Genomic DNA, 23534 nt, shown 5'->3' on the forward strand with positions numbered 1-23534 from the left:
CGGCACGCTGTTGTTACGACTTTCACTTGAGGCATTGGCGCCAAAACCGCCCCTTTGCCTCGCCCGGCTTTATAATCTGGTTTTCCCTGCCACCAGCTCACAGCTAATATCCATGCCAGCACAACTGATCGACGGAATCGCCCTCTCCCAAAAACTGCGCAGCGAGATCGCCACGCGCGCCGCCGCCCTGACCGCCAGGGGCACCCAGCCCGGCCTGGCCGTGATCCTGGTCGGCGAAGACCCGGCCAGCCAGGTGTACGTGCGCAACAAGGTCAAGGCGTGCGGCGATGTCGGCTTCCATTCGGTGCTGGAAAAATATGAAGCGGACCTGTCGGAAGCAGATCTGCTGGCGCGCATCGCCAGCCTGAACACCGACCCGGCCATCCACGGCATCCTGGTGCAGATGCCATTGCCGAAACACATCAACCCGCACAAGGTGATCGAGGCGATCGCCACCACCAAGGATGTCGATGGCTATTCGGTGCTGAGCGCCGGCGAACTGCTGACGGGCCTGCCGGGCTTCCGCCCATGCACCCCATACGGCTGCATGAAACTGATCGAAAGCACCGGCGTCGACCTGCGCGGCAAGCACGCGGTCGTGATCGGCCGCAGCAACACGGTCGGCAAACCGATGGCCCTCTTGCTCTTGCAAGCGAACGCCACCGTCACCATCTGCCATAGTGCGACACCGGACCTGGGCCACCATACGCGCAACGCCGACATCGTCGTCGCCGCCGTCGGCCGCCGCAACACCCTGACGGCCGACATGGTCCGCCCGGGCGCCATCGTGATCGACGTGGGCATGAACCGCGACGACAACGGCAAGCTGTGCGGCGACGTGGACTTTGCCGGCGTGCAAGAGATTGCATCGCATATCACGCCGGTACCGGGTGGTGTCGGCCCGATGACGATTACCATGCTCTTGATGAATACCGTTGAGGCCGCCGAGCGCGTATAACAACACCGGGCGGCATGACCGCCCTTTTATTTAATATGGAGCTGCTTGATGACTGCCAATCCCCTGCTTGATTTTTCCGGCCTGCCACGCTTCGACGCGATTACGCACGAGCATGTCACGCCCGCCATCGATACCCTGCTGCAACAGGCGCGCGCCACCGTGGCGCAACTGGAGGCGCCGGCCGAGGAAGTCAGCTGGGACAGCTTCGTCACGCCGCTCGACCAGATCGGCGAAACCCTGGGCCGCGCCTGGAGCATCGTCAATCACCTCAACAGCGTGGTCGACACGCCCGAGCTGCGCGCCGCCTACAACGCGAACCAGCCCAAGGTGACGGAATTCTGGACCGAGCTGGGCCAGAATGAAATCCTGTTCGGCAAATACAAGCAGCTGCAGGCCAGCGCCGCGTTTGCCAGCCTGTCGCCGGCACGCCGCCGCATCGTCGACAATGCCGTACGCGACTTCCGCCTCGGCGGCGCTGAGCTGCCGGAAGACAAGAAAGAGCGCTTCGGCGCCATCCAGGAAGAGCACGCGGCCGTCTCGACGCGCTTTTCCGAAAACGTGCTCGACGCCACCAACGACTATAAATTGCTGGTCGAAAACGAAGCGGATCTGGCCGGCCTGCCCGACGACGCCAAGGCCGCCGCGCGCGCCGCCGCCGACAAAGCCGGCAAGCAGGGCTACGAATTCTCGCTGCACTTCCCGTCCTATTACCCGATCCTGCAATTTGCCGACAAGCGCGAACTGCGCGAAACCATCTACCGCGCCAACGCCACCAAGGCCTCGGACCAGGGCACCGTGTTCAGCAAGAAAGAGGACTGGGACAATACGCAGAACATCGTTACCTTGCTCAAACTGCGCGACGAAGAAGCCAAGCTGCTGGGCTACGCCAATTTCGCCGAAGTGTCGCTGGTATCGAAAATGGCCACCTCGCCCGCCCAGGTGATCGCTTTCCTGGAAGACCTGGCCAAACGCGCGCGTCCGTTCGCCGAACAGGACCTGGCCGAGCTGAAACAATTCGCCCAGGAAGAACTGGGCATCGCCGACCTGCAGGCGTGGGACGTGCCGTACGCGTCCGAAAAGCTGCAGGAACGCCGCTACGCGTTCTCGGCCCAGGAAGTCAAACAATACTTCCCTGAACACAAGGTGATCGACGGCCTGTTCCTCCTGATCCAGAACCTGTTCACGGTCGAGATCAAGCCGGATACCGCCCCCGTCTGGCACAAGGATGTGCGCTTCTACCGCATCGAGCGCGACGGCAAGCTGGTCGGCCAGTTCTACCTCGACCTGTATGCGCGCGCCGGCAAGAGCGGCGGCGCCTGGATGGACGACGCGCGCGGCCGCCGCGCCGATGCGCAGCACGTGCAGACACCGATCGCCTACCTCACCTGCAATTTCACGGAACCGGCCGTGGCCGATGGCAAGGCCCAGCCTGCGCTGTTCACCCACGACGAAGTGATCACCCTGTTCCACGAATTCGGCCACGGTTTGCACCATATGCTGACCGCAGTCGACGAGCTGGGCGTGTCCGGCATTTCCGGCGTCGAATGGGATGCGGTGGAACTGCCGTCGCAATTCATGGAAAACTTCTGCTGGGAATGGGAAGTGCTCGAACACATGACCGCCCACGTGGTCACCGGCGCGCCGCTGCCGCGCGCGCTGTACGACAAGATGCTGGCCGCGAAAAACTTCCAGTCCGGCCTGCAGACCTTGCGCCAGGTCGAGTTCTCGCTGCTCGACATGCATCTGCACTATGACTACGACCCGGCCAGCGGCCAGAGCGTGCAGCAGCTGATCGACGGCGTGCGCGCCCAGTTCGCGCTGATCGTGCCGCCTGCGTTCAACCGCTTCCAGAACTCGTTCGGCCATATCTTTGCCGGCGGCTACGCGGCCGGCTACTACAGCTACAAATGGGCCGAGGTGCTGTCTGCCGACGCCTATGCGGCGTTCGAGGAAGCGAAAGCGCTGGGACCGGACGCCAGCACGGAAACGGGCAAGCGCTATCTGCAGGAAATCCTGTCGGTCGGCGGTTCGCGCCCGGCGCTCGAATCGTTTACGGCCTTCCGCGGCCGCGAGCCCAGCATCGATGCCCTGCTGCGCCATAGCGGCATGGCAGCCTGAAGGACGGCATGGCTGACATGACGCGCGTCGACTTCCATACCAATGTGCCGGACAAGCTGGCCTACGCCTGCCGCCTGGCGCGCAAGGCCTATATGGCCGGCAACAAGATCGTGGTACTGGCGGGCAACAGCGCCCAGCTCGACGCCATGAACGCGGCCATGTGGACCCTCTCGCCGACCGACTTCGTGCCGCACGTGCTGGCCGGCGACCCGCTGGCCGTGCAGACCCCCATCGTGCTGACCGACAGCGAAGAGGTGGAGCTGCCGCACCACGATATCCTGGTCAATGTGTCGCAGCTGCCGCCAGCGAACTATGCGCAATTCCAGCGCGTGTTCGAGATCGTCTCGACGGACGAGCAGGACGCCCAGGCCGGCCGCCAGCGCTTCTTGCACTATCGCAAGCTGAACCTGCAGCCGACGCACTTTGTGGCGGGGAAATCGTGAGTACAAGCATGAACGAACAGCCATTCGACCAGGGCATCCCGTTGCTGACGGAGGTGCTGTCGGGGCCCGAAGCGCTGCATGAGACGACGGCGGAGCCGGAACAGGCGCCGTCCATCGGCAAGGCCGATATTATCGAGATGGCCGAGATCGCCGAACCCGAGCCGGCGCCTGCACCGGTGCCGGCCATTGTCCAGCCCGACTGGGACGCCATCGAGCAGCGCCTGACCCAGCGCATCCTGCATCAGGTGCAGGGCAAGATCGACCACCTGCTGGAAGAGCGCATCGCCCATGTGCTGCAAACGGCGCTGCAAAACGCGCTGATCGGCATGCGCGGCGCCTTGCGCGAGGACTTGCAGCAGTCGCTGGAGCATATCGTGGCGCATGCCGTGAGCCATGAGTTGGGGCACTTGCATCCGCCTGCGCAGTAATCACGTCACTTTTACCCCTGGCCGCGAAATGCCAGGGCCGGGGCTGCGCATACTTCGCAGTGTCGGATTACGCGCTTGCGCGCTAATCCGACCTACCCGACCTACCCTATTCCCTCCCCCCACGCCATTGTTTGGTGCGCTCGCCCCTCTGAAATTGGTGCATTGCGCCTCACTTTGGTGATTGTCGCGACAAAATGCAAAAAGCCGCAATTGCGGCTTTGCGCGGCCTGATTTTTATTGTACCTTTCTCCACACGCACCGCCCCTCGAAGCGGTTTTCACGAGACGCCGCCGTATTTTTATCCATTGGAGAATGTTCATGCTGCTCAAGACCACCACCCTTTCCCTCGCCATCGCCTTTGCCGGCACGGCGGGCGCACAGGAAATCATCAAGATAGGCCATGTGGCACCGGTCTCGGGCGCCAGTTCCCATTTGGGCAAGGACAATGAAAACGCCGCCAAGATGGCCATCGACGACCTGAACGCCAAGGGCTTCAAGATCGATGGCAAGGCCGTCAAATTCGTGCTGGTGGGCGAGGATGACGCAGGCGACCCGAAACAGGGCACGGCCGTGGCGCAGAAGCTGGTCGACGCCAAGGTCAACGGCGTGATCGGCCACCTGAACTCCGGCACCACGATACCCGCCTCGCGCATCTATTTCAACGCCGGCATCCCGCAGATTTCGCCTGCCGCCACCAACCCGACCTATACCCAGCAAAAGTTCAATACGGCTTTCCGCGTGGTGGCCAATGACAATAAATTGGGCGGCACCCTGGGCGCCTACGCCGTGGGCAAGCTGGGCGCCAAGAAGATCGCCGTGATCGACGACCGCACGGCGTATGGCCAGGGCGTGGCGGAACAGTTCGTCAAGGGCGCGAAAAAAGCGCTGCCGGGCGTGCAGATCGTCGGCAAGGAGTTTACCAATGCCAACGCGACCGACTTCAATGCGATTCTCACCAGCATCAAGTCGAAAAATCCCGACCTGGTCTTCTTCGGCGGCATGGATTCGGTGGGCGGCCCGATGCTGCGCCAGATGAAGGCGCTGGGCATCAAGGCCAAGTTCATGGGCGGCGACGGCCTGTGCACCGAGCCGCTGGGCAAACTGGCCGGCGACGCCATCGGCGAAAACCTGGTCACCTGCGCGGAAGCGGGCGGCGTGACGGGCGAGCAGCAGAAAGGCATGGACGATTTCCGCGCCCGCTACAAGCAGAAATACAATATGGAAGTGCAGCTGTACGCACCATATGTGTACGACGCCGTGATGACGATGGCCACCGCCATGGCCGACGCCAAATCGTCGAAGCCGTCGGTCTACCTGCCGTTCCTGGCCAAGGTCAAATACCAGGGCGTCACCGGTCCGATCGCGTTTGACGCGAACGGCGATATCAAGGATGGCGCGCTGACCCTGTTCACCTACCGTGACGGCAAGAAAACCAAGATGGAAGTCGTGAAGTAATCAGGCAATAAAAAACGCGCCGGGAGACCGGCGCGTTGATCGCGTTACCGCAGTCTCGGCACAGATTATTTCTGTGCCAACACCCATTTCACCAGCGTGCGGGCTTCCGCTTCGCTCACCTGCGGGTTGGCCGGCATCGGGATCGCGCCCCAAGTGCCGGAGCCGCCCTTCATGACTTTCGCCACCAGCTTGTTTTCCGCGTCTTTTTGACCGGCATACTTGGCAGCCACGTCCTTGTATGCAGGACCGACCAGCTTGCTGCCGACGGCGTGGCAAGCCATGCAATTCTTTGCTTTTGCCAGGTCGGGATTGGCCATCGCCACTTGCGAGGTCAACGCCGACACAGCCAACACACCTACCAACATCATGGAACGTTTCATTGTCTTTTCTCCAGAGTAACTTCCTGCCGGCATTCTACCGTGTTTCAGCAGGTTCACCACGAGCCCAGATCAAGCGTTTTAAACAGGCTAACGTTTGAGGCAGATCCATTTTGCCCCAATTGCACGCCAATTCCCATGTTGTTTGTAAGGCGATGTAACCCCGGCCGCGCAGCCCCTGGAAGCGGCGCGGCCGGTGCTGCGTTTTTACAACGATCAGCGCTTTTTCAGCTGCGACAGGTCGCGCACGGCGCCGCGGTCGGCCGAGGTGGTCAGCGCCGCGTACGCCTGCAGCGCCTGCGACACATAGCGCTCGCGGTTGACCGGCAGCCAGGCGGCATCGCCCCGGTCTTCCATGGCGGCGCGGCGCGCGGCCAGCTGCGCGTCGGTGATGCGCAGGTTGATGCTGCGCTCGGGAATATCGATGTCGATGTAGTCGCCCTCTTCCACCAGGCCGATGGCGCCGCCTTCGGCCGCTTCCGGCGAAGCATGGCCGATCACCAGGCCGGACGAACCGCCCGAGAAGCGGCCATCCGTGAACAGCGCGCACGCCTTGCCCAGGCCCTTCGATTTGATGTACGAAGTCGGGTACAGCATCTCCTGCATGCCGGGGCCGCCCTTCGGGCCTTCGTAGCGGATGATGACCACGTCGCCTTCATGCACGGTGTCGGCCAGGATCGCTTCGACGGCCGAATCCTGGCTTTCGAACACGCGCGCCTTGCCCGAGAACTTCAGGATGCTTTCGTCCACGCCGGCCGTCTTGACGATGCAGCCCTTCTCGGCCAGGTTACCGTACAGCACGGCCAGGCCGCCGTCCTGCGAATAGGCGTGGGCCTTGTCGCGGATGCAGCCGGTGGCGCGGTCGGTGTCGACGGAAGCGAAGCGCTCGGACTGCGAGAATGCCGTCTGGGTCGGCACGCCGCCCGGCGCGGCGCGGAACAGCTGGTGCACGGCCGGATCATCGGTGCACTTGATGTCGTTTTGCGCGATGGCGTCGGCCATGGTCGGCGCGTGGATGGTCGGCAAGGTGGTGTTGAGCAGGCCGGCGCGCGCCAGTTCGCCCAGAATCCCCACGATGCCGCCGGCGCGGTGCACGTCTTCGATATGGTATTTGTCGGTCATCGGCGCGACCTTGCACAGGCACGGCACCTTGCGCGAGATGCGGTCGATATCGGCCATCGTGAATTCCACTTCCGCTTCGTGCGCGGCGGCCAGCAGGTGCAGCACGGTATTGGTCGAGCCGCCCATCGACACGTCGAGCGCCATCGCGTTCTCGAACGCGGCCTTGGTGGCGATCGAGCGCGGCAGCACCGAGTAGTCGTCCTGCTCGTAGTGGCGCTTGGCCAGCTCGACGATCAGGCGGCCGGCGCGCAGGAACAGCTGCTGGCGGTCCGAGTGCGTGGCCAGGATGGTGCCGTTGCCGGGCAGGGCCAGGCCCAGCGCTTCGGTCAGGCAGTTCATCGAGTTGGCGGTAAACATGCCGGAACACGAACCGCAGGTGGGACAGGCCGAGCGTTCGATTTCGGCCACGTCGGCGTCGGAGACGGTGCTGTCGCCGGCCTTGATCATGGCGTCGACCAGGTCGAGCTTGATGATCTTCTGCGCGCCGTTGACGACCTTGATCACCTTGCCCGCTTCCATCGGGCCGCCGGAGATAAATACCACGGGAATATTGATGCGCATGGCGGCCATCAGCATGCCGGGCGTGATCTTGTCGCAGTTCGAGATGCAGACCATGGCGTCGGCGCAGTGGGCGTTGACCATGTACTCGACCGAGTCGGCGATCAGGTCGCGCGACGGCAGCGAGTACAGCATGCCGCCGTGGCCCATGGCGATGCCGTCATCGACCGCGATGGTGTTGAATTCCTTGGCCACGCCGCCGGCCGCCTCGATCTCGCGCGCCACCATCTGGCCCAGGTCTTTCAGGTGCACGTGGCCGGGCACGAACTGGGTAAACGAGTTGACGACTGCCACGATCGGCTTGTCGAAGTCGCCGTCCTTCATGCCGGTGGCGCGCCACAGGGCGCGGGCGCCGGCCATGTTGCGGCCGTGGGTGGTGGTGCGTGAGCGGTATTGCGGCATGATGGTCTTTCAAAAGAGTTGCCTGACTGCCGGGCTTAAAGAAGAGCAAAACCCTGCGCGCAGTGGGGGTACGCCAGATTGCCTTGCGCACGCCTGCGTGTCAAATATATGATGCACGTATCTGTGAGTCGAAATACATATCACAGCAATTGTTCAACATGGAAATACATATCAATGAGGCCTACCCCTTGAACCTGGAACTGCGCCAGCTGCGCTATTTCGTCACCGTGGCCGAAGAACTGCACTTCGGCCGCGCCGCGCTGCGCCTGCACATGACGCAGCCGCCGCTGTCGCAGACCATCATGGCGCTGGAAGAGTTGCTCGGTGCGCCGCTGTTTATCCGCACGCGCCGCGAAGTGCAGCTGACGCCGGCCGGCGCCGCCCTGCTGCCCGAGGCGCGCCGCCTGCTGGCCCAAGCGCAGGACCTGCCGGCGCTGGTGCAGCGCGCGGCGCAGGGCGAGGCGGGCCGCCTGTCGCTGGCGTTCGTCTCGTCGGCCGATTACAGCGTGCTGCCGCCGCTCTTGCGCGCCTACCAGGCCGCTTATCCGCAGGTGCAGATCGAACTGCAGGAAGCGACCTCCGATTTGCAGCTCGATGAACTGCTGGCGGGCCGGGCCGATGCGGGCCTGCTGATCCCGCCGCTGCCCGACAAGGCAAAACTGGCGCTCGACTATCTGCCGGTGCTGGCCGAACCTCTGGTGCTGGCCGCGCCCGCCGGCCTGGATATCCTGAACACGCCCGGCCCGCTCTGGCTGCGCGATGTGCCGCCGCTGCCGTTGATCATTTTCCCGCGCGCGATTTCGCCGGCGCTGCACGACGCCATCCTCGGCGTGTTTCGCGCGGCCGGCATCACGCCGCTGATCGGCCAGCAGGCGATCCAGATGCAAACCATCGTCAGCCTGGTGTCCGCTGGCATGGGCATCGCGCTTGTGCCACAATCGGTGTCGAATCTGATGCGCCCCGGCGTAGAATACAGGCCGCTGCAAGACCCGACGCCCCTGGTGGAAACGGGACTTGCCTGGCGCCGCGACAATACCTCGCCCGTGCTGCAGGGTTTCCTGACCCTGCTGCGCGGCACCCTGCCTGATTTTTAGAAAGAATACCGATGCTGATACACCCGATGCCCAACCCGATTGCCATCCAGATCGGCCCGCTGGCCGTACACTGGTACGGCCTGATGTATGTGCTGGCCTTTGCCCTGTTTATCGCGCTGGGCCGCGTGCGCATCCGGCAGCCCCATATCGCCGCGCTGGGCTGGAAGAAGGAGGACCTCGACGACATGCTGTTCTACGGCATGCTGGGGGTGGTGATCGGCGGGCGCCTGGGCGAGGTGCTGTTCTACCGTCCCGAATACTTCTTCCACAATCCGCTGGAAATCTTCATGGTCTGGCATGGCGGCATGTCCTTCCACGGCGGCTTTCTGGGCGTGATCCTGGCCATGTACCTGTGGGGCCGCAAGGCGGGCCGCAACCTGTTCGACGTGCTGGACTTTATCGCGCCGCTGGTGCCGCTCGGCTACGCGGCCGGCCGCATGGGCAACTTCATCAACGCCGAACTGCCGGGCCGCATTGCGCCGGAAAGCCTGCCGTGGGCCATGCAGTGGCCCGGCATTCCCTACCCCGTGCACCCGTCGCCGATCTACCAGATGCTGGTCGACGGTATCCTGGTGTTCATCATCCTGTGGCTGTTTGCGCGCAAGCCGCATCCGCGCGTGGCGGTCGGCGCCATGTTCACCCTGCTGTATGGCTGCGCCCGTTTCTTCACCGAATACTTCCGCACGCCGGACTGGGAGGTCGTGTGGTTCGGCGTGCCGATCACCTCGGGCCAGATGCTGTCGCTGCCGATGATCGTCGGCGCCATCCTGCTGCTGGTGTGGTCGTACAAAAGCCGCATCATGGCCACGCCACCGACCAAGGCGCGCACCGCCGGCGCCTGATCGCCACCGAGGCGGTGGCCTCGGCAACCACCCGCGTTCTTCCACCGCCACCCTCAACTCCCGCACACCCGGCGCAGCGCGCCGGTGTCGCAGTCAGCCAGGCATTGAAATTATTTTTGCCAAATATAATTAATTCGAAATTTCTTTCTATTTTTCGCATTCGATTCTATAATTTGCCGGGCAAGAGCGCATGACTGGCCATGGCCGCCGCTGCCGCGCGCCGCACTGGCGTCCGATATCCACGACATCAAATAGAATTTTTTCTATTTCAGCCTACCCCTGAAAAGAGAGCAACAGATGGCACAACCCGCCGCTATCGACCAGCTGATGCAGCAAATCGTCGATGAATACGACAGCCTGTCGCGCCAGTTGAAACTGATCGCCAAGCATATCGAACAGAACCGCGCCAGCCTGATGCTCGAGCGCATCAGCGACATCGCCGCCGCCTGCGACGTGCAGCCGTCGGCCATCGTGCGCTTTGCGCAGCGCTTCGGCTTTTCCGGCTTCAGCGAAATGCAGGACGTGTTCCGCCAGGCCTATACCGACCAGGCGCGCGCGGCGCCGAACTACCGCCAGCGCATCCGCAAACTGATTTCCACGCGCGACAGCAAGGTGCGCACCGGCGACCTGACGCGCGAATTCATCGGCGCGAGCCGCAGCGGCCTCGACGAACTGGCGGCCGGCCTCGACGACGAACAGCTCGAAGCGGCCGTCACCCTGCTGCAGCAGGCCGACAATATCTATGTGGTGGGCGTGCGGCGCGCGTTTCCGGTGGCTTCCTACATTGCCTACGCGCTGCAGCACACCAGCAAGCGCGTGCACCTGGTGACGGGCCTGGGCGGCGGCCACCGCGACCAGATGCGCAGCGTGCGCGCAGGCGACGTGGCCATTGCCATCAGCTTTGCGCCGTATGGCAAGGAGACGCTGGAATGCGCGCGCATGGCGCACGAGAATGGCGCCAAGACGCTGGTGATTACCGACAGCACCCTGGCGCCGCTGGCGCGCAGCGCCGACGCCCTGCTGACGGTGACCGAAGGCAGCGCGTTTGCCTTCCGCTCGCTGACCGGCACCATCTGCCTGTGCCAGGCGCTGTTCATCGCGCTGGCCTACCGGATGGAAATCGATATCGAGGAAGTCGGCGCGCAGGCGCCCGATTGATACGGCGCCCGGCCGGTCAAGCCGCCGCCCGAACCGCCCTTGCGCAACCGGCAAACGTGGCAGACCAGGGGCCGGCAATCACATCAGGCAGGCGATCGTCAGGTCCGCATTGTGCGTGACAAGGGCGCCAGCGCACGCGCCTCCTCCAGCTCCGGCTGCGCCAGGCAGTCGGCCAGCAGGTCGACAAACATGCGGATCTTCTGCGAGCCGCGCCGGTTGCTCTGGTATAGCGCATGCAGTCCCACGTCCATCGGGCCCGGATTGATCTGATAGCCGGCCAGCACCCGCACCAGCCGCCCTTCGCGCAAATCGGTGGCCACCAGCCAGTCGGCCAGCATCCCTATCCCCATGCCATTGACGGCCGCCTGGCGCAGCACTTCGCCGTTGTTGGCCTGGATGACGGCGTGCACCGCAATTTCCTCCACCGGCATGTCGGCTGCGGACACGCCATCCACGCCGCCGATGCCGTCGCTGCGGCGCATGCGCCAGATGCGCCGGTTGTCGGCGAAGACGAACTGCAGGCAGTCGTGCCCGGCCAGGTCGGCCGGATGCTGCGGCGTGCCGCGCGCCGCCAGGTAAGCCGGGCTGGCGCACAGCACCCGTTCGTGCCCGGTCAGGCGCCGGGCGATCAGGTTCGGGTGCGGCTCCAGGCTGCCGATGCGGATGGCGACGTCGATCGACTCGTCGATCAGGTGGGCCGCCGCGTCGCTGAGGCGCAAATCGAGCATCAGGCGCGGGTGGCGGGTGCGCAGCTGCGTGACGACCGGCGCGAGGAACATCGCCGCAAAGGTCACGGGCGCCGCGATGCGCAGCACGCCGCACAGTTCCGACGACTGGTCCAGCACCGAATCGTCGGCCGCGTCGAGCTGCTCCAGCACGCGCAGCGACTGCTCGTAATAGATCCGCCCGCGGTCGGTCAGCGTCACGCTGCGCGTCGAGCGGTTCAGCAGCACGGCGCCCAGCCGCTCTTCCAGCGCATCGACCAGGCGCGTCACCGATGACGTGGCCAGGCCGAGCTGGCGCGCGGCCGACGAAAAGCCGCCGCTGGCGGCCACGGTGCAGAAGGTCTTGATTTCAGCGAAACGATCCATCTTGTCTTTGCCCTGGAAGCAACGGTGTTATCGGCCCGGGACCGATTATCAGACGCCGGGTACACAGCTACAGTGAACGCATCTTTTCACATGGAGCAAACATATGGCAAGCCTCTTCGACCCCATCCGCCTCGGCGACCTGGTCCTCCCCAACCGCATCGCCATGGCGCCGGTGACGCGCGCCCGCTCCGGCAGCCTTGGCGTGCCGACCATGGCGAACGCCGCGTACTATGCCCAGCGCGCATCGGCCGGCCTGATCGTCAGCGAGGCCACCAATGTATCGCCGGATTCGGCCGCGTTCGAACTGGCGCCCGGCCTGTACACCCCGGCCCAGGTGGCAGGCTGGCGCCAGGTCATGCAGCACGTCCATCGCGCCGGCGGCCGGCTGTTCGTGCAATTGTGGCACAGCGGGCGCGTCAGTTCACGGGCGTTGCTGGACGGATGCGATCCGCTGTCGCCATCGGGCGTCAACGACGACCTGCACCTGCTGCAGCCATACGGCGCCTTGCGCAATGGCGCCTATACGCGGATCGCCGCATCGCCCTCGCGCGAAATGACGGTCGACGAGATCTACCACTCCATCGACGAATACCGCATCGCCGCGCGCAACGCGATGCGGGCCGGGATCGACGGCATTGAACTGCATGCGGGCAATGGCTACCTGCCGCACCAGTTCCTCTCGCCGCACACCAACCGCCGCACCGACCTGTTCGGCGGCAGCCTGGTCAACCGCCTGCGCTACCTGGACCTGGTGCTGCGCGCCGTGCTCGAGGAAATGCCGGCCGGGCGCGTGGGCGTGCGCATCTCGCCGTTTGCCGGCTACAACAGCGCGCCCGATCCGCACGCCACCGACACCTATGCTTACCTGGCGCGGGTGCTCAGCGCCGCCGGCGTCGCCTACATCCATGCCGCCGATACCAACGCCTGGGGCGGCACGCCGGACATGGCGCGCATCCTGTCCATCCTGCGCCCCAACTTCGGCGCCACCATTATCGCCAACGGCGGCCTCGATCCCGCCGCCGCCAACGCGCTGGTCGCCTCGGGCAACGCCAACATGGTGTCGTTCGGGCGCAGCTTTATCGCCAATCCCGACCTGGTGGCGCGCATGGAACGGGGCGGCCCCTACAACGAACCGGACCCGGCGCGCTTCTACGGCGGCGGCGATGGCGGCTACCTCGACTACCCGGCGCTGGTCCATGAGGCGGACGCATGAAGCGCCTGACCTTCCGCCAGAAACTGTGGCTGCCGCTGCTGGCCAGCCTGCTGTGCCTGTGCGCCACCGCGCTGCTGTACACCTTGCAGGCACGCGACCTGCGCTTCAGCGAGCGCAGGTCGAACCTGGCCGACGTGGACAAGTCCGCCCTGTCCATCGTGCAGGGCTTTGCCGCGCAGGCGGCAGCCGGGAAACTGACCGTCGGCGCCGCGCAGGCACAGGCCAAGGCGGTGCTGGCCACCATGCGCTACGGCGACGACGGCTACATCGCCATCGTCGGCATGGATGCCCATGCGATCCAGAATCCGGGGCGTCCCGAGATGGACGGCAAGGACATGAGCGCGGTCGAGGACGCGAACGGCATCTACGTCTTTCGCGAGATCGCGCGCATGGCCGCGTCGCCGGCAGGCGCCGGCTTCCTGTCCTACCTGTGGCTGCGCCCGGGCCAGACGGCGCCGTCAACCAAGCTGGCGCGCATCGTGGCGTACAAGCCATGGGGCTGGGCGCTGGTGAGCGGCCTGTACGTCGACGACATCAACGCGGCGTTCTACGCTGCGCTCAGGCAGGCGTTGCTGGTCATGGCGCTGGCGTGCGCGCTGCTCGCGGCCGTGGTCGCCGCCGTCAACCGCAGCTTGCAGCGCGCCCTCGGCGGCAGTCCGGAATACGCGGCCGAAGTGGCCATGAAGATTGCCGCGCGGGACCTCAGCATGCCAGTGCGGACCGCGCCGACAGACCGCACCAGCCTGCTGTTCGCGATGAAGACCATGCAGGAAAACCTGGCGCAGATGATCGGCGCGATCCGGGCCAGCTCGGATACCATCGCCACCGCCGCGGCGCAGATCGCCGCCGGCAATCTGGACCTGTCGAGCCGCACCGAGGCGCAGGCCAGCGCGCTGGAAGAAACGGCGGCCTCGATGGAACAGCTGACCCAGGCCGTGGCGCTGAACGCCGACAACGCCGCCCAGGCCCATGGACTGGCGCTGTCGGCTGCCGATACCGCCGGGCGCGGCGGCGGCGCCGTCGGGCAGGTGATGGGCACCATGGAGGCCATCCACGGCAGTGCCGGACACATCGTCGCGATCATCGGCGTGATCGAGGGTATCGCGTTCCAGACCAATATCCTGGCGCTGAACGCGGCGGTGGAGGCGGCGCGCGCCGGCGACCAGGGGCGCGGCTTCGCGGTCGTGGCCAGCGAAGTGCGCAACCTGGCCCAGCGCAGCGCGACGGCGGCCAGGGAGATCAAGGCCCTGATCGACGCCAGCGTCACCAGCATCGGCGCCGGCACGGAAATGGCCGGGCGGGCCGGCGCGACGATGCAGGAAGTGGTCGCCAGCGTGGCGCGCGTAAACGCCGTCATCGCCGCGATTGCGGACGCCTCGTCCGAGCAGCGCACCGGCATCGGCCACGTCAACACGGCCATCACGGAAATGGACGCCGTCACCCAGCAGAACGCGGCGCTGGTGGAAGAAGCCGCGGCGGCGGCCGGCAGCATGCACGACCAGGCCGCGACCTTGTCGGCGCTGGTCAGCAGTTTCAAGCTGGACCTGGCCGGCGCGCCAGCGGCAATGGCGTCGCGGCGCCTGGCCTGGCAACACAGGGCGGGCACATGAGCATCTACCGACAAATTGCGACGCGCCGCGCCGGCACGCTGCGGCTCGCCGGCGCGGGGGCGCTTGCCGTGGCCGCGCTGGGCGGCCTGCTGTGCTGGTGGGCCGCACCGGCGCCGATCGCGCCGCTGGCCGCCCCGCCGCCGGCGCCATCGGCCGCCGTGCTGGCCGCCGGTGCGCGCATCGTGGCGCTGGGCGACTGCATGGTCTGCCATACCGCAAAGGATGGCGTCGCCTATGCCGGCGGCCTGGGCCTGCGCACGCCGTTCGGCACCATCTACAGCACCAATATCACGCCCGATCCCGAGACCGGCATCGGCCGCTGGCCGCTGGCCGCTTTTATGCGCGCCATGCGCGAGGGGGCTTCGCGCGACGGCCACCTGCTGTACCCGGCCTTTCCGTACATTCACTATACGCGCATGACCGACACGGACATCGCGCTGGCCTACAGCTACCTGATGTCGCGCACCCCGGTGAAAGTGCGGCAGCCCGATAACGAGCTGCCGCTGCCGTTGAAAATGCGTCCCATGCTGGCGTTCTGGAATGCGCTGTATTTGCGCCCCGGGCCCGCCGCTGCGCAACCGGCAGCGGCTCTGCAGGCGGACACGCGGGTCGAGCGCGGCCGCTATCTGGTGGACACGCTCGGCCATTGCGCTTCGTGCCACAGCGGCCTGAACCTCATCGGCGGCGAGCGCCAGCCACCTTTCCAGGGCGGCAATATCGATGGCTGGGACGCCCCCGCGCTGACGCACCTGGCGCATGGCGAGCATCCGTGGACCCGCGAGGAGCTGGCCGATTATCTGCGCAGCGGCCTGTCGCTGGCGCATGGCGCGGCGAAAGGGCCGATGCGGCCCGTGACGGAACGCCTGGCCGGCGTGCCGCGTGAAGACGTCGAGGCCATGGCCAGCTACCTGATGACGATCCAGGCGCCGCTCGAACCGGCAGCAGCGGCGCCCGTATCGCCACCGCAAGTCGCGGGCGCCGCGCTGTTTGCCGCGTCCTGCGCCAGCTGCCACAGTCCGTCCGCGCCGATGATGGCGCTGTCCGGCCGCCCGCCGCTGGCGCGCAGCAGCACCCTGTCAAACACGAGCGCGACCAACTTCGTGCAAACCGTCCTCGGCGGCATCGCCCGGGAACCCGGCTCGCCGGTCTACATGCCGCCGTTCGCCGATATCCTCAGCGACCAGCAGATCGCCACCCTGGCCGCCTATGTGCGCCAGGACGCCGGCAAGCCGGCCTGGACCGGTGTACCTGAAACAAGCGCCAGACTACGCAAGGAGCAGAACCCATGACGATACAACTCAATATCAACGGCCAGCGCAAAACCGTGGCGGCCGACGCCGGCACGCCGCTGCTGTACGTGCTGCGCAACGAGCTGCAGCTGAACGGCGCCAAATTCGGCTGCGGCCTGGGCCAGTGCGGCGCCTGCACCGTCATGCTCGATGGCAGGCCGGTCTTTTCATGCCTCACGCCGGTCGGCGCACTGGCTGGGCGGACCGTGCGCACGGTCGAAAGCCTGGGCAGCGCCATCCAGCCGGGCCGGCTGCAGGCGGCATTCATCAAGCACCAGGCCGCGCAGTGCGGCTATTGCATCGCGGGCATGCTGATGCGCGCACAGGCCTTGCTGGAGCGCGATCCGCATCCGGACGATGCGGCGATCCGGCGCCATATGGAACCGAACCTGTGCCGTTGCGGCACCCACCACCGGATACTCGCCGCCATTGGCGAAGTCGCCAGGGAAGGACAGCCATGAACGCATGTGACAACGGGCGTCGCGCGCTCCTGAAGAGCGGCGCCTTGCTGGTCGGTTTTTCGATGCTGCCGGCCCTGGCCCGTGCGGAATTCAATGCCATGGGCCTGCCGGCCCTGGCTGATCCAAGCCTGCCCGGCAGCCTGAAGAACACGCCCCTGCTGGACGCCTGGATACAGGTGGCGCCGGACGGCAAGGTGACGGTCTGCAGCGGCAAGGTCGAACTGGGCACGGGCGTGCGCACTGCGCTGATCCAGATCGCCGTCGAACAGCTGGAACTGCAGCCAGGGGCGATCCGTTTCATCGGCGGCGATACGGCGCTCACGCCCAACGAGGGCTACACCGCCGGCAGCCATACGATCGCCGACAGCGGCACCGCGCTGCTGCACGCCTCGGCGCAAGTTGCGGCGCTGCTGCGCGCGGGGGCGGCGGCGCAATGGAACGCGGGCGCTGGCACGGTCTGGCTGGACGCCGGCCATGTGATGGGACCAGGCGGGCGCCGCATGCACTACGGCACCGCCCTCAAGGGACTCGATGCGGCGGGCCTGCATCGCATCGCAAGCGCCACCTCGCCATTGCGCGCGCCGCGCGCCTATCGGACGATCGGCAAGCCGGTCGCCCGGCTCGACATCCCGGCCAAGGTCAGTGGCGGCGCCGCCTTCATTCAAGACCTGCGGCTGCCCGGCATGCTGCACGCGCGCGTCGTGCGCCCACCCCGCGTTGGCGCCAGGCTGGCCGGCGTCGACACCGCCCCGGTGATACGCCTGCCCGGCGTGCGCAAGGTGGTTCGCGACGGCGATTACCTGGCCGTGCTGGCCGACGACGAATGGCGCGCGGTCACCGCGATGCGCGCCTTGACGGCGGCCGCGCGATGGGAAGGCGGCACTCCCCTGCCCAGCCCCGGACACATCCACGCCACCCTGCAGGCCTTGCCCTCCGAGGATCTCGTCATCCTGCAGCGCGGCGCGCTGGCCGCCGGGAGCGGTCCGATGGTCAGCGCGCGCTACACGAAACAATATGTGCTGCATGGTTCCATCGGGCCGTCCTGCGCCATCGGCCAGCTGATCGATGGCACGCTGACCATCTGGACACATACGCAGGGCGTCTACCCGCTGCGCGCGGCGCTGGCCGAACTGGTCGGCATGAAGCTCGAGAAGGTGCGCTGCATCCACACGGAAGGATCGGGATGCTATGGCCAGAATGGCGCTGACGATGTCGCGGCGGATGCGGCCATGCTGGCGTGCAGCATGCCTGGCCTGCCAGTGCGCGTGCAGCTGATGCGCGACCAGGAAAACCTGTGGGAACCCTATGCGCCGGCCATGGTGACGAGCGTGCGCGCGGCCCTCGACGGCAACGGGCGCATCGCGCAATGGGAATACGATGTCTGGAGCGGCTCGCACAATGAACGTCCCGGCAACGCCGGCAAGCTGGTGCCGGCCTGGCTGCGCGCGCGGCCCATCCTGCCCAGCCGCTCGCTGCCGATGCCGCAGCCGGAAGGCGGCGGCGACCGCAATGCGCTGCCCTTGTACGATATACCCAACGCCCGCGTGGTCAACCATTTCGTGCCGGTCACGCCGCTGCGCACCTCCGCCATGCGCTCGCTGGGCGCCCACCTGAACATCACGGCGATCGAAAGCACGATCGACCAGCTGGCGGCGCTGGCGCATGCCGATCCGGTACGGTTCCGGCTCGATCACCTGCGCGGCAGCCCGCGCGCGCAGGCGGTGGTCGCGCGCGCCGCCGCCATGGCCGGCTGGCGCGCCGGGGCGGCCACGCTGCCGCGGCGCGGGCGCGGCTTTGCTTTCGGCCAGTACAAGAACCTGATGGCGTATGTCGCCATCGCCGTGGACCTGCTGTTCGACCCGGACCGCAATACCGTGCGCCTCCTGAACGTCGTCTGCGCCGCGGACTGCGGGCAGATCGTCAATCCGGACGGCGCGCGCAACCAGCTCGAAGGCGCGATCATCCAGTCCGCCAGCTGGACCTTGCAGGAACAGCTGCAATACGGCACCGGCGGCATTGCCAGCAGCGACTGGAGCAGTTATCCGATCCTGCGCTTTTCCGGCGTGCCGGAGCGCATCGAGGTGGCCCTGATCGACCAGCCCGGCCTGCCCTTCCTCGGCGTGGCCGAAGCGGCGCAGGGACCGATGGCGGCGGCGCTGGCCAATGCGCTGGCGCAGGCCACCGGCGTACGCCGTCACGACTTGCCGCTGCTGCCGGCGGGTTGAACGCCACGCCGCCGGCTGCGGCTGTCAGGCGCTGGCGGCCTGCAGACGCGCCTCGATGGTTTTCCACTGCGCCGGCGTGACGGGCGTGATCGACAGGCGGCTGCCGCGTTTGAGCAGCAGCATGTCTTCCAGCTCGGGGATGTGGCGCAGTTCCGACAGCGGCAGCAGCGCCGTCTTTTTCAGGCCGCGCACGTCGACGCTGACCCAGCGCGGCTGCTCCTGGGTGGCTTTCGGGTCGAAATAGTGTCCGCCTTGTTCAAACTGGCTGTGATCGGGGTAGGCCGTGCTGGCCACTTCGGCCACGCCCACCACGCCGGGCTGCGGGCAGCTGGAATGGTAGAACAGCACGCCGTCGCCCGGCTGCATGCCGTCGCGCATGAAATTGCGCGCCTGGTAGTTGCGCACGCCGAACCACGGCATGGTGTGCTGGGGCGCCGCCATCAGGTCGTCGATGCTCACTTCGGTCGGCTCGGACTTCATCAACCAGTATCTTTTCATGTGACTCCCGTATAAAACTGACAGGCGTAAAAAAACGGCTGCGCATCGCCATGCCGCAACCGTTCTTTCTGTATTAGGCCCCGCCTGTGCCGCTATGCCGGCATCCCGAACCAAACGGTTCAAGGTGGTCACGTTAGTTCAATTTCGGGTTCGTCGAACGAGCGACGCTCACTCCCATCAAACAAAATTCGCAACCGATGCGCATAAATGGTTCAAGGAATATATGGCAATCGCGAACACCGCAGGGTAGCCAGAAGTTTACTCCTTCATGCGCGCATCGCAAAGGAAATTCGTACCGTGCTCGCTTAAAAACCGATTAAAAAAGATTCTCTTGCGGCGTCAGCGCGCTGTCCAGAACCATATGCATGGCCGAGATTTTCTGCTTGACTTCCATGATCGTCAGCTCGGACAGCGGCCCCTGCGGCGACTTGACGGACAGGAATTCCGCCGCCACGCCCAGCGCTGCCAGCACGGCGATGCGGTCGTTGCCCTTGACCTTGCCCGCGTCGCGGATGGCTTTCATCTTGCTGTCGAGATAGATGGCCGCTTCGCGCAGCGCGCGCTCTTCGCCGTCGCGGCACAGCATGCTGTACGACTGGCCCATGATATTGACATCGACGCGTGACATCAGGCTTCCTTCCCGTTCTCGGCAGTGGCAGCATAGGCGACCGCTTCGGAGGCGGCCTGCTCGAGGCCCGCCTGCACCAGCTCCGGAATCTTTTCCAGCAAGGCTTCGACGCGCTCCTGCGCTTCGCGCATGCGTTGCACGTACAGCGCGTTCTCGGCAGCCAGGGCGGCATTGTCCTTGCGCAGTTGCGCGTTCTCACGACGCAGCGCATGGGTCATTTCGGCCAGCAGGCCGATTTTGTCGGATAATTCGTTGAATTCGGAAATCATCCCGCCACTATAGGGCGCAGGTTACACAGGCGTCAATCGAATCACGTTGCTGTCACACATAATTACATCAATGCCGGGTAGTTACCGGGAAATAGGCACTTTTTATCCTCCATCGCCGGTCTTGCCCGGCTCTAGCGGTCTTCCTGGTAGTCCGGCTCGATGTCCAGCGTGCCATAGCGGTTTTCGCATGAACGGCGGCGCAGTTCCTGCCTGCCATTTTTGCCGTCGAACACCATCGTCAGGTCGCGGCAGGTGGTAAAACTGCCGGGTTTGGTTCCCGTATCGGACGTCACCAGGCTCACGCGCAGGGGGACGCTGTTGCCCATGCCCTGGTTGCTCCATTGCCGGCGCTTGCCGTCTTCCTCGTCTTTCAGGGTGCGCACGGCGGCGTTCAGCAAGTCTTTCTTTTCCTTCACGTTCAGCGTGGCGACCGTGACGTCGGACAGGAATGGCGGATAGCTGACGGGCGCCGCATCTTTGCCCTGGATATCCCAGCGACCGCTGTTCTGCGAGCAAGTACGGCGGCTCAGGTCCTGCGTCTTGCCGGCGGCCGTGACGACGAATTTCAGGTCGCGGCACACATGCGCCTTCAGGCTGTGGCCGGTCATGCCGGAATTGCTGAAGTTGTAGCTCACCTTCACCATCACGCCGCTGTCGCCGCCGTTATCCCACACATGCGCCTCCTGGTCGTCGTCATCCTTGTTCAGGTCGTTGAACAGCTCATTGAGCAGCATGTCCCTTTCCACCGCCGTCAGGCTGGCGACAGTGATCTCGTCAAGGATGGTCTGCGCCATGGCGCCGGTGGAAAAGACGAGGCCGAGAGCAGCCAGGGACAGCGAAAGAACGTGACGGGAAACAAGTTTGGACATGGGCTGGAGCAATGAATCGTTGAAATGATGAGCATCTTAGCAAAATTAATAGCTAAGTAATGTTTCCTGCGTGAACAGGAACAGCCCTGCCACGCCAGCCATGCTAGAGTCGCATTCGCCGCTGACGCCCGGAGAAGCCGCTTGCGCCAGCGCAAACATGCACGACAATGCCATTTGCGCGGAACGTGTATATATATGTTCCCCTTGAATAAGCCCCCTGCCGTCCCTATAATTAGCACTCGTTAGTAGAGAGTGCTAACAAACTCTTTCGTAGCAATCCTCATGAAATCCTGTGCCTGTCCTGCTTCCGGCAGAGAGCGCTCGCGGTGGGCGACGCCGCAAGGCGCCCTGGCTTGATGCGGGCAGGCACGTGATTGAACGGGGTTTGCTTGATTCGTTGCAAGCTGTTTTTGATACGGCTGTCGATTGACGGCAAGCCTGGCGCATGCCCGGCAGGTCCTGATCGAGCAACACTTATCCATTGAACTTTAAGGAGTTTTGTATGAATCTGCGCCCATTGAACGATCGCGTCATCGTCAAACGCCTCGACCAGGAAACCAAGACTGCGTCCGGCCTCATCATTCCTGATGCAGCTGCTGAAAAACCGGATCAAGGCGAAGTCCTTGCCGTAGGCAATGGCAAGATTCTCGACGACGGCAAAGTCCGTCCTCTGGATGTCAAAGTAGGCGACCGCGTCCTGTTCGGCAAATACGCCGGCCAGACCGTCAAGGTCGACGGCCAGGAACTGATGGTCATGCGTGAAGAAGACATCATGGCGATCGTCGTTCAGTAATTTGTTTCCACGTTTTAAATAGATCTATTCCGAAATTTCTGGAGAATTGAACATGGCAGCTAAAGAAGTAGTATTCGGCGACGCAGCGCGCGCCAAGATGGTCGAAGGCGTGAACATTCTCGCCAACGCCGTTAAAGTGACCCTGGGCCCGAAAGGCCGCAACGTGGTCCTGGAGCGTTCGTTCGGCGCCCCTACCGTCACCAAGGACGGTGTATCGGTTGCAAAAGAAGTCGAACTCAAAGACAAGCTCATGAACATGGGCGCGCAAATGGTCAAGGAAGTTGCTTCCCGCACCAGCGACAACGCCGGTGACGGCACCACCACCGCGACCGTGCTGGCACAAGCCATCGTGCGCGAAGGCATGAAGTTCGTTGCCGCAGGCATGAACCCGATGGACCTGAAGCGCGGTATCGACAAGGCTGTTGCTGCCACCGTGGAAGAACTGGCGAAAATCGCCCGTCCTTGCACCACCACCAAGGAAATCGCCCAGGTTGGCGCGATCTCGGCCAACTCGGACTACTCGATCGGCGAGCGTATCGCTGAAGCGATGGAAAAAGTCGGCAAAGAAGGCGTGATCACCGTGGAAGACGGCAAGTCGCTGAACGACGAGCTGGACATCGTGGAAGGCATGCAGTTCGACCGCGGCTACCTGTCGCCATACTTCGTCAACAATCAAGAGAAGCAAGTTGCCATCCTGGACAATCCATTCGTCCTGTTGTGCGACAAGAAAATCTCGAACATCCGTGACCTGCTGCCGGTACTGGAACAAGTCGCCAAGGCTGGCCGTCCACTGCTGATCATCGCGGAAGACATCGAAGGCGAAGCACTGGCTACCCTGGTTGTGAACAACATCCGCGGCATCCTGAAAACCTGCGCAGTGAAAGCACCTGGCTTCGGCGACCGCCGCAAAGCCATGCTGGAAGACATCGCTGTCCTGACCGGCGGCCAGGTCATCGCTGAAGAAGTCGGCCTGACGCTGGAAAAAGTCACGCTGGAAGAGCTGGGCCAGGCCAAGCGCATCGAAGTGGGCAAGGAAAACACCATCGTCATCGATGGCGCCGGCGAAGCTTCGTCCATCGAAGCACGCGTGAAACAGGTGCGTGTGCAGATCGAAGAAGCGACCTCGGACTACGACCGTGAAAAACTGCAAGAGCGCGTGGCCAAACTGGCCGGCGGCGTTGCCGTGATCAAGGTTGGCGCAGCCACCGAAGTCGAAATGAAAGAGAAAAAAGCCCGCGTTGAAGATGCACTGCACGCGACCCGCGCTGCGGTGGAAGAAGGCATCGTGCCAGGCGGCGGCGTAGCCCTGCTGCGCGCACGCGCCAACATCACGGTCAAGGGCGACAACGCCGACCAGGACGCAGGTATCAAGATCGTCCTGCGCGCCATGGAAGAGCCACTGCGCATGATCGTGCAGAACGCCGGCGAAGAAGCATCGGTCGTCGTGGCAGCCGTACTGGCTGGCGCGGGCAACTACGGCTACAACGCTGCCAACGGCACCTATGGCGACATGGTTGAAATGGGCGTTCTGGACCCGGCCAAAGTGACCCGTTCGGCGCTGCAAAACGCTGCGTCGATCGCGTCCCTGATGCTGACAACCGACTGCATGGTCTGCGAAATCGCTGACGACAAG

The 23534-nt window shown here is 64.6% G+C and carries 22 protein-coding genes and 1 other RNA gene; 15 read left to right on the top strand and 8 right to left on the bottom strand.

Annotated features, from left to right (window positions below; genetic code table 11):
- Positions 1-112 precede the first annotated feature (112 nt).
- The 5 genes from folD to RTQ46_RS23265 all read left to right on the top strand — a co-directional run bounded on the left by folD (position 113) and on the right by RTQ46_RS23265 (position 5402).
- Positions 113-958: a bifunctional methylenetetrahydrofolate dehydrogenase/methenyltetrahydrofolate cyclohydrolase FolD gene (gene folD / locus RTQ46_RS23245; RefSeq protein ID WP_312439965.1), complete on the top strand. Its 846-nt coding sequence runs from the start codon at positions 113-115 to the stop codon at positions 956-958.
- Positions 959-1006: 48 nt separating this feature from the next.
- Entirely contained in the window at positions 1007-3076 is a 2070-nt protein-coding gene (locus RTQ46_RS23250) for a M3 family metallopeptidase (protein WP_312439966.1), read from the top strand.
- Between the two features lie 17 nt (positions 3077-3093).
- Positions 3094-3519, top strand: coding sequence for a DNA polymerase III subunit chi (locus RTQ46_RS23255; RefSeq protein ID WP_312439984.1), 426 nt, complete (start codon positions 3094-3096; stop codon positions 3517-3519).
- Between the two features lie 8 nt (positions 3520-3527).
- Positions 3528-3947, top strand: a complete 420-nt coding sequence (locus RTQ46_RS23260; protein ID WP_312439967.1) for a hypothetical protein — start codon at positions 3528-3530, stop codon at positions 3945-3947.
- 318 nt (positions 3948-4265) lie between these two features.
- Positions 4266-5402, top strand: coding sequence for a branched-chain amino acid ABC transporter substrate-binding protein (locus RTQ46_RS23265; protein ID WP_312439968.1), 1137 nt, complete (start codon positions 4266-4268; stop codon positions 5400-5402).
- 65 nt (positions 5403-5467) lie between these two features.
- Here the strand turns inward: RTQ46_RS23265 and RTQ46_RS23270 are convergent, their stop codons facing one another.
- Together RTQ46_RS23270 and ilvD are read right to left on the bottom strand one after the other, a co-directional pair.
- A complete protein-coding gene (locus tag RTQ46_RS23270) occupies positions 5468-5782 on the bottom strand; it encodes a c-type cytochrome (protein WP_312439969.1) in 315 nt (104 codons plus the stop codon).
- A gap of 213 nt (positions 5783-5995) precedes the next feature.
- Positions 5996-7861, bottom strand: coding sequence for a dihydroxy-acid dehydratase (gene ilvD / locus RTQ46_RS23275; RefSeq protein WP_312439970.1), 1866 nt, complete (start codon positions 7859-7861; stop codon positions 5996-5998).
- A 188-nt stretch (positions 7862-8049) separates the two neighbouring features.
- Between ilvD and RTQ46_RS23280 the strand changes: the two genes are divergently transcribed.
- The 3 genes from RTQ46_RS23280 (at position 8050) to RTQ46_RS23290 (ending at position 10955) form a co-directional block, all read left to right on the top strand.
- On the top strand, positions 8050-8955 hold the full coding sequence (locus tag RTQ46_RS23280) for a LysR family transcriptional regulator (protein WP_312439985.1): 906 nt from the start codon (positions 8050-8052) through the stop codon (positions 8953-8955).
- Positions 8956-8966: 11 nt separating this feature from the next.
- Positions 8967-9797: a prolipoprotein diacylglyceryl transferase gene (gene lgt / locus RTQ46_RS23285; RefSeq protein WP_312439971.1), complete on the top strand. Its 831-nt coding sequence runs from the start codon at positions 8967-8969 to the stop codon at positions 9795-9797.
- Positions 9798-10094: 297 nt separating this feature from the next.
- Positions 10095-10955, top strand: coding sequence for a MurR/RpiR family transcriptional regulator (locus RTQ46_RS23290; protein ID WP_312439972.1), 861 nt, complete (start codon positions 10095-10097; stop codon positions 10953-10955).
- Positions 10956-11053: 98 nt separating this feature from the next.
- Here the strand turns inward: RTQ46_RS23290 and RTQ46_RS23295 are convergent, their stop codons facing one another.
- Positions 11054-12046 carry a LysR family transcriptional regulator gene (locus RTQ46_RS23295; protein ID WP_312439973.1) on the bottom strand — a complete coding sequence of 331 codons (993 nt, stop codon included), beginning with the start codon at positions 12044-12046 and terminating at the stop codon, positions 11054-11056.
- Positions 12047-12149: 103 nt separating this feature from the next.
- On the opposite strand from RTQ46_RS23295, the gene RTQ46_RS23300 reads away from it, so the two are divergent.
- From RTQ46_RS23300 to RTQ46_RS23320, 5 genes are read left to right on the top strand one after another with little or no spacing between them, the layout of a single operon-like run.
- Positions 12150-13259: an alkene reductase gene (locus RTQ46_RS23300; protein WP_312439974.1), complete on the top strand. Its 1110-nt coding sequence runs from the start codon at positions 12150-12152 to the stop codon at positions 13257-13259.
- Entirely contained in the window at positions 13256-14869 is a 1614-nt protein-coding gene (locus RTQ46_RS23305; protein ID WP_312439975.1) for a methyl-accepting chemotaxis protein, read from the top strand. Before RTQ46_RS23300 ends, RTQ46_RS23305 begins: the two co-directional genes overlap by 4 nt.
- Entirely contained in the window at positions 14866-16158 is a 1293-nt protein-coding gene (locus RTQ46_RS23310; RefSeq protein WP_312439976.1) for a cytochrome c, read from the top strand. Before RTQ46_RS23305 ends, RTQ46_RS23310 begins: the two co-directional genes overlap by 4 nt.
- Positions 16155-16619, top strand: a complete 465-nt coding sequence (locus tag RTQ46_RS23315; RefSeq protein WP_312439977.1) for a (2Fe-2S)-binding protein — start codon at positions 16155-16157, stop codon at positions 16617-16619. Before RTQ46_RS23310 ends, RTQ46_RS23315 begins: the two co-directional genes overlap by 4 nt.
- Positions 16616-18844 carry a molybdopterin cofactor-binding domain-containing protein gene (locus tag RTQ46_RS23320; protein ID WP_312439978.1) on the top strand — a complete coding sequence of 743 codons (2229 nt, stop codon included), beginning with the start codon at positions 16616-16618 and terminating at the stop codon, positions 18842-18844. Before RTQ46_RS23315 ends, RTQ46_RS23320 begins: the two co-directional genes overlap by 4 nt.
- A 24-nt stretch (positions 18845-18868) precedes the next feature.
- Here RTQ46_RS23320 and RTQ46_RS23325 read toward each other — a convergent pair whose 3' ends face one another.
- From RTQ46_RS23325 to RTQ46_RS23345, 5 genes are all read right to left on the bottom strand, one after another.
- Positions 18869-19342, bottom strand: a complete 474-nt coding sequence (locus tag RTQ46_RS23325) for an EVE domain-containing protein (protein ID WP_312439979.1) — start codon at positions 19340-19342, stop codon at positions 18869-18871.
- A gap of 73 nt (positions 19343-19415) precedes the next feature.
- Positions 19416-19593: non-coding RNA, 6S RNA (gene ssrS, locus RTQ46_RS23330), on the bottom strand.
- A gap of 65 nt (positions 19594-19658) precedes the next feature.
- Positions 19659-19970: a cell division protein ZapA gene (locus RTQ46_RS23335; RefSeq protein ID WP_312439980.1), complete on the bottom strand. Its 312-nt coding sequence runs from the start codon at positions 19968-19970 to the stop codon at positions 19659-19661.
- Entirely contained in the window at positions 19970-20239 is a 270-nt protein-coding gene (locus RTQ46_RS23340; RefSeq protein ID WP_312439981.1) for a DUF904 domain-containing protein, read from the bottom strand. Before RTQ46_RS23340 ends, RTQ46_RS23335 begins: the two co-directional genes overlap by 1 nt.
- A 131-nt stretch (positions 20240-20370) precedes the next feature.
- Positions 20371-21108 (bottom strand): hypothetical protein, encoded by a 738-nt coding sequence (locus tag RTQ46_RS23345; protein WP_312439982.1) that lies wholly within the window; start codon positions 21106-21108, stop codon positions 20371-20373.
- A 502-nt stretch (positions 21109-21610) separates the two neighbouring features.
- On the opposite strand from RTQ46_RS23345, the gene groES reads away from it, so the two are divergent.
- Together groES and groL are read left to right on the top strand one after the other, a co-directional pair.
- Positions 21611-21901 carry a co-chaperone GroES gene (gene groES / locus RTQ46_RS23350; protein ID WP_065307519.1) on the top strand — a complete coding sequence of 97 codons (291 nt, stop codon included), beginning with the start codon at positions 21611-21613 and terminating at the stop codon, positions 21899-21901.
- A gap of 52 nt (positions 21902-21953) precedes the next feature.
- Positions 21954-23534: chaperonin GroEL (gene groL, locus RTQ46_RS23355; RefSeq protein WP_312439983.1), on the top strand; the 1581-nt coding region annotated here is incomplete at its 3' end.

The organism is Janthinobacterium sp. (assembly GCF_031995485.1).
Classification (GTDB): domain Bacteria; phylum Pseudomonadota; class Gammaproteobacteria; order Burkholderiales; family Burkholderiaceae_D; genus Janthinobacterium.